Source organism: Variovorax sp. P4_D9, assembly GCF_056401695.1.
Genome location: NZ_JBFUIU010000736.1, coordinates 1 through 4,350, shown reverse-complemented (window position 1 = coordinate 4,350; position 4,350 = coordinate 1). Strand labels below are relative to the sequence as shown.

The following is a 4,350-nucleotide window of genomic DNA, read 5'->3' as shown; positions in this document are numbered from 1 at the left end:
CGCCGACAGCGGCAGCCGTGTCACTTACACCATGTACCTCGATCCGGTAGCGCCGTTACGGCCGATCATGAAATTGATGAGGGGGCCGATGCGCAAGCAGCTCAACGGGGGCATGCGGGCCCTTGCCGCCCGGGCCGAGGGGCGCTGAACGTCCCCGGCGCGAGAGGGAGCAAACTGGTTTCGAGCGCCACCCATCCGCGGTCCATCATCGCCCGGTGAAGCATCGCGCCGTTCTTCGCGATGCGGTGGGTCAGCGATGCGAATGGGCATGTTGCGATCCTCATGGTGGGTGGAAGACCAACTTAGGCCAGCCCGCAGCGTCCTCCAAGCGATTTGTGTGGCTTCGCCCTTGCGGCAGTGAATTTCTGCTGCCGGAGAACGGACTGTCGCCAATACCTGCTTCTGGYCGACAACGGGCCTCGAAGCTTACCTTCGCCCGGACGCGTTCACGAGCAGTTCAACTTGTTCAAGCCTGCAAGGTCTTGCCCGCTTCGGCGGGCTTTTTCATGGGCGTGACGAGGCCTTTGGCTTGCCGCACGCAGAACTGCTCAACGGCTCCAGCCATTCCAGCGCGGCCCGTGCCGGCGCCATCGATCGCAAGCGCTCGTCGCGCCACAGATCGGCCGCCACCTCGTCGAGTTGATCGGGGTCCACCGCCCGTCATTGGCGCTGCAGCTGGTGGGCGCTAAAGCAATCCAGTCGTCGCGTTCCATCGCACAAGCTTAGCAAAATACTGGACACTTATCCAGTGTATTGTGTCGTCTACCAGCTCCGCCAACGCGGCGAAAAGCTCCCGCCTGACATCGTCCGGCAGCGCCCGGTCGAGGGCTATCTCGTGTTCGACAGACGCGGAGGATGGCCTATGCACGACGCCAAGCTGTTCGACAAGCGCGGATCAACGAGGGAGATCCTCCCGGCGCTGCAGCACGCAAGCCTGGTCAAGGTCGACAACGGAATCATGCTCAGGGGCTTAGAGGACGCGGGCTACCAGAAGCACCACCAACAGGCTTGGTGGGTACTGCCGGGGCTAATGGATGACACGACGATCAAGTCTTGAGCGGTAGGATCGCTCGATGGAAAACGAAGACGACGACCGCGCGGGCGAATGCCCGTACGCGGACCAAAGCCATGAGCGCGAATTCTCAGCGGCCTGATCGGCAATTTGATATTTGCGCTCTCCAGATCGCGGGACTATGTTTAGCCGACATGGCTTTTCGAGCGGCGCCCTTGGCTCGCGTGGGACGCAGCGCCATTCGGGTCATGCGGCGGCCGGAACGCGGACGAGCGTGCGCAGGGTGATCGTCTCGGCCGGGTTCCCGGCTTCGGTGCTTCCAACTCACAACTGATGGTTGTGCAGGAGAGCGAAATGCTTGGCGAAAAGATCGGCGAAGGCAAGGGCAAGGTCACGGCGCAGCGGGTGCTTCCCAATCCGGGTGGCGGCCCAAGGATGGAAACGTCATTTCAGGGTGGCGGGTCGCTCCTGGGCGTGACCGAAACTGAGACCGGCACGTACACCGCGACGGCTCGGCCTGATGGCTCCTTGGTTGGAGACGGACAGGGCATCGTCATGAGTAAGGATGGCGACGTCCTAACCTGGACTGGCCAAGGTCTGGGCGCGATGAAGAAAGACGGTGCCGTGAGCTACCGCGGCGCCCTGTACTGCCAGAGCGCTTCCCCCAAATGGTCGCGCCTGAACAGTGTGGTGGTGGTATTCGAATATGAGGTCGATGCCCAAGGCAACACGAGCGCCCAGCTCTTCGAGTGGAAGTAGCACTGGCTCGCTTCGAGGGTCAGGGCTTCGGAAGCCTACTTCCCACCGGCAGGCTGTAGTCCGTCGGGAGCCACCTGACCCACTGGTCGCAGTTGGCCGAAATTGGGCGCGAGGATAATGGCCAGTTCTGGCCGATCTGAGTCATAGATCGGCCCGCGGCGAAGGCGGGAGCGGCCGCGGGCCTGCTCGGGCAGAGTGGTCGCGCCCGTAGGATCGGCCTCATGAACCATTGCTTATGTGCGCCAGTAGGTCCGCAAGACAAACGGCACTCGAAGGTGCCGCTTGCTGCCTACAGAACGCCTGCCGTGGTGCGGTTTTCCTGATCGTTGGCTTACCCGCAGGTTACGCAAGCGCCCGGTCACGCCGGGCGCGCGGACCGATCTTGTCGCGCGGATCAGCCTGCCGCTGGTCGCGTTGCTGTCCAATCCTGAGAGCTCGACAGTGGGTCTGTCACTTCGGATCGCCGCACGCCGCCAGGAGGATCATCGGAAGAAGCGATCGCTGCACGTCGTGAATCCACAATGCGCAGCAGGTGCGAGGCGAGAACGACCATTTCCTGCGCTTCCTCGGCATCTATTTGCAAGCGCCGGTGCGAGTGGGGGTTCTTGTACGACCCGATCGCGCCAGCGAACATGGCCTGCAGAGCCTCGCGCTCAGCCATGTGCTGCTGCATATCCGTCAATGGCCCTGTGTTCGGGTTGAAAGCCTTGCGCATCAGGTCCGCGCCGAGGTCGGCGGGGGTGTACCCACCGACCTCACGCACCGCAATTTCGACCTCGCGAAAGGAATGGAACACCGCCGTATCGAACTCGCGGCGCAGGAGCATCAGCCATACCCGGTCGGCGATAGCCGAATGCAGCAACGCTTTCGGAAAATCAGCGGCTCTGCGAAAGGAGGTGAAGCCCGGGCCGTCTTTGATTGCTTCGGCCCTACGACTGAGGACTACGAAGCCATTGCGCTGCTCAGACGGTACCAGGAGCCCGCTACGCATGAGCCAGTCCCAGCCTTCGCTCAGCGCGTTGCGAATCGCGCCTAGGACGTTGGCGGGATATGGTGAAAGCGCTTCGCTGTGGTACGTCCAATCATGTGGATTGAAAAAAAGTCGCAATGGGTCGCGTGCCGCGCGTGCTTCCTCGCCTCAGGGCCCCTCTTCGGGCGGATCCTCAAGAACGGGGAAGCTCGGCTCCGACGGGCTCTCGGGGACGGTAGTTCGGGACATCGTGAAGGCGCGGTGCGCCCTGGGCCGGCGTGGGAGAGGATTTCTCGGCGCATTCGCTGCGCTCAGGCTTCGTGACCGAGGCCGGTGGATGTCGCCGTCGGCCCAGTAGTGCAGCGAGCGCTTGGTGAGCTGGCTGGGGGGAACATCATCGAAGCACGCATGCGTCGACCACGCCTCGCGCACCCAAAGCCGTTCGCCTGGCCTGTCGTACGGGCAGCGCCGCTCGCTCACGTGCCACCAGCCCGGGCCCGTGTCGTCTTGAAGCCAGCCTTCGCGCTCGCTGCCCAGGCCCTCGTACCAAGAGCAGCCGCGCGGCAACTTGAACACCCGCCGCGTCTGGGTCTTGCTCCCGTCGAGCAGTGCGCGCACCATTGGGGGCGCTGAACAGAATCGGGCGCTCAGTCATACTGAGGCTCCCAAGCACAGGAGGCTGGCGTGGCAACAGTTCCGATGGTCGTGGCCGTGAGGTGCAATGCTTGGGGCGACGTCCTGGAAGTTCGGCGAGGCATAGTAGACACCGCCAAGAATGCCTGGACACCGAACGGTTCTCCGGTTCCGGTTCACGTCATCGAGATCGTGAACGCGATCATGGCCGGGGATGCAGTGTGGTCGCGCTTGCCGCACGGGGCGCCCGGCCCGGTGTTCAAGGTGGTGGTCGCACGCGGAGGACATGGCGTCGAGACGATCGAGTTGGACGATCCCGAGCTCACGGTGGCTGATCTGGCGCAGTTTTGACGTCATCACGGCAACCCATTCGCAATTGGCGCCGATGGACATGCCAAAGCGCGAGTGATGGAGCTGGAGAGGGAGAAGATCAAGCGCGTCTTGCCGCCGTCGAGGTCGAGCAGAGCGCGCACCATCGGCGCGCCTGAAAAGGATGGGCGCTCATTAGCGTCGCAGCCGATCTCGGCGTTCGCACTATCGCTGACGTGGGCGCTCATCGTTCCGGTAATCATGTGGCGGCCTTCCTGCTAGCGTGAAGTGTATGGAGACGTTGAAAAAGCGCTTCAAATACAAGGGGCACGATGTGGTGATCACGACCACTCGCTATGGAGAGGTGTGGACCTGGTCCACTCGCAAAGACGACGTGTGGACCTGGCGTTACGCGATTGGTGGCCTGCAGGCGTTCGCAGCTGTAAGTCTTGGCCATTGGACGGAGGCCGCAGCTGTCATGGAGGCGACCGCTGACGCGAAAAAACGCATCGATGAGATGCACTAGGCGCCTTGCCCTCACTACTGTGGCTCCAACGAAAAGGAGGCGAATGTGGAAAAGCCCAAGAAGTCGAGGGCCGAGCTGAAATCCATCATCGAGAGCCGACTGATTGAGCTGACCGGCAAGATGCGCATGCCGCCTTTGCAT

6 protein-coding genes and 1 pseudogene are annotated in these 4,350 nt (G+C 62.6%); 5 read left to right on the top strand and 2 right to left on the bottom strand.

Annotated elements, in window-relative coordinates:
* Nucleotides 1–862: 862 nt before the first annotated feature.
* Together AC1DY5_RS43930 and AC1DY5_RS43925 are read left to right on the top strand one after the other, a co-directional pair.
* Complete coding sequence (locus tag AC1DY5_RS43930) at nucleotides 863–1,057, top strand: hypothetical protein (RefSeq protein ID WP_478120696.1); 195 nt, start codon at nucleotides 863–865, stop codon at nucleotides 1,055–1,057.
* Nucleotides 1,058–1,366: 309 nt separating this feature from the next.
* The gene (locus tag AC1DY5_RS43925; protein ID WP_478120695.1) at nucleotides 1,367–1,771 is read left to right on the top strand and encodes a hypothetical protein; all 405 of its coding nucleotides are present in this window, start codon (nucleotides 1,367–1,369) and stop codon (nucleotides 1,769–1,771) included.
* A gap of 394 nt (nucleotides 1,772–2,165) precedes the next feature.
* On the opposite strand, the gene AC1DY5_RS43920 is transcribed toward AC1DY5_RS43925, so the two are convergent.
* Nucleotides 2,166–2,879, bottom strand: coding sequence for a TIGR02391 family protein (locus AC1DY5_RS43920; protein ID WP_478120694.1), 714 nt, complete (start codon nucleotides 2,877–2,879; stop codon nucleotides 2,166–2,168).
* 15 nt (nucleotides 2,880–2,894) lie between these two features.
* Between AC1DY5_RS43920 and AC1DY5_RS43915 the strand changes: the two are divergent.
* Nucleotides 2,895–3,076: pseudogene (locus AC1DY5_RS43915) on the top strand (integrase); the annotation flags it as partial.
* 349 nt (nucleotides 3,077–3,425) lie between these two features.
* Nucleotides 3,426–3,725 (top strand): hypothetical protein, encoded by a 300-nt coding sequence (locus AC1DY5_RS43910; protein ID WP_478120693.1) that lies wholly within the window; start codon nucleotides 3,426–3,428, stop codon nucleotides 3,723–3,725.
* A 5-nt stretch (nucleotides 3,726–3,730) separates the two neighbouring features.
* On the opposite strand, the gene AC1DY5_RS43905 is transcribed toward AC1DY5_RS43910, so the two are convergent.
* Nucleotides 3,731–3,946 carry a hypothetical protein gene (locus tag AC1DY5_RS43905; RefSeq protein WP_478120692.1) on the bottom strand — a complete coding sequence of 72 codons (216 nt, stop codon included), beginning with the start codon at nucleotides 3,944–3,946 and terminating at the stop codon, nucleotides 3,731–3,733.
* A gap of 38 nt (nucleotides 3,947–3,984) precedes the next feature.
* Here AC1DY5_RS43905 and AC1DY5_RS43900 point away from each other — a divergent pair, with 38 nt between their 5' ends.
* The gene (locus AC1DY5_RS43900; RefSeq protein ID WP_478120691.1) at nucleotides 3,985–4,209 is read left to right on the top strand and encodes a hypothetical protein; all 225 of its coding nucleotides are present in this window, start codon (nucleotides 3,985–3,987) and stop codon (nucleotides 4,207–4,209) included.
* The last annotated feature ends 141 nt before the right edge of the window (nucleotides 4,210–4,350 follow it).

Bases quoted from the DNA above. Each gene is read 5' to 3' on its own strand.
- AC1DY5_RS43930 (WP_478120696.1), top strand. From the start codon at position 863: ATGCACGACGCCAAGCTGTTCGACAAGCGCGGATCAACGAGGGAGATC.
- AC1DY5_RS43925 (WP_478120695.1), top strand. From the start codon at position 1,367: ATGCTTGGCGAAAAGATCGGCGAAGGCAAGGGCAAGGTCACGGCGCAG.
- AC1DY5_RS43905 (WP_478120692.1), bottom strand. From the start codon at position 3,946: ATGATTACCGGAACGATGAGCGCCCACGTCAGCGATAGTGCGAACGCC.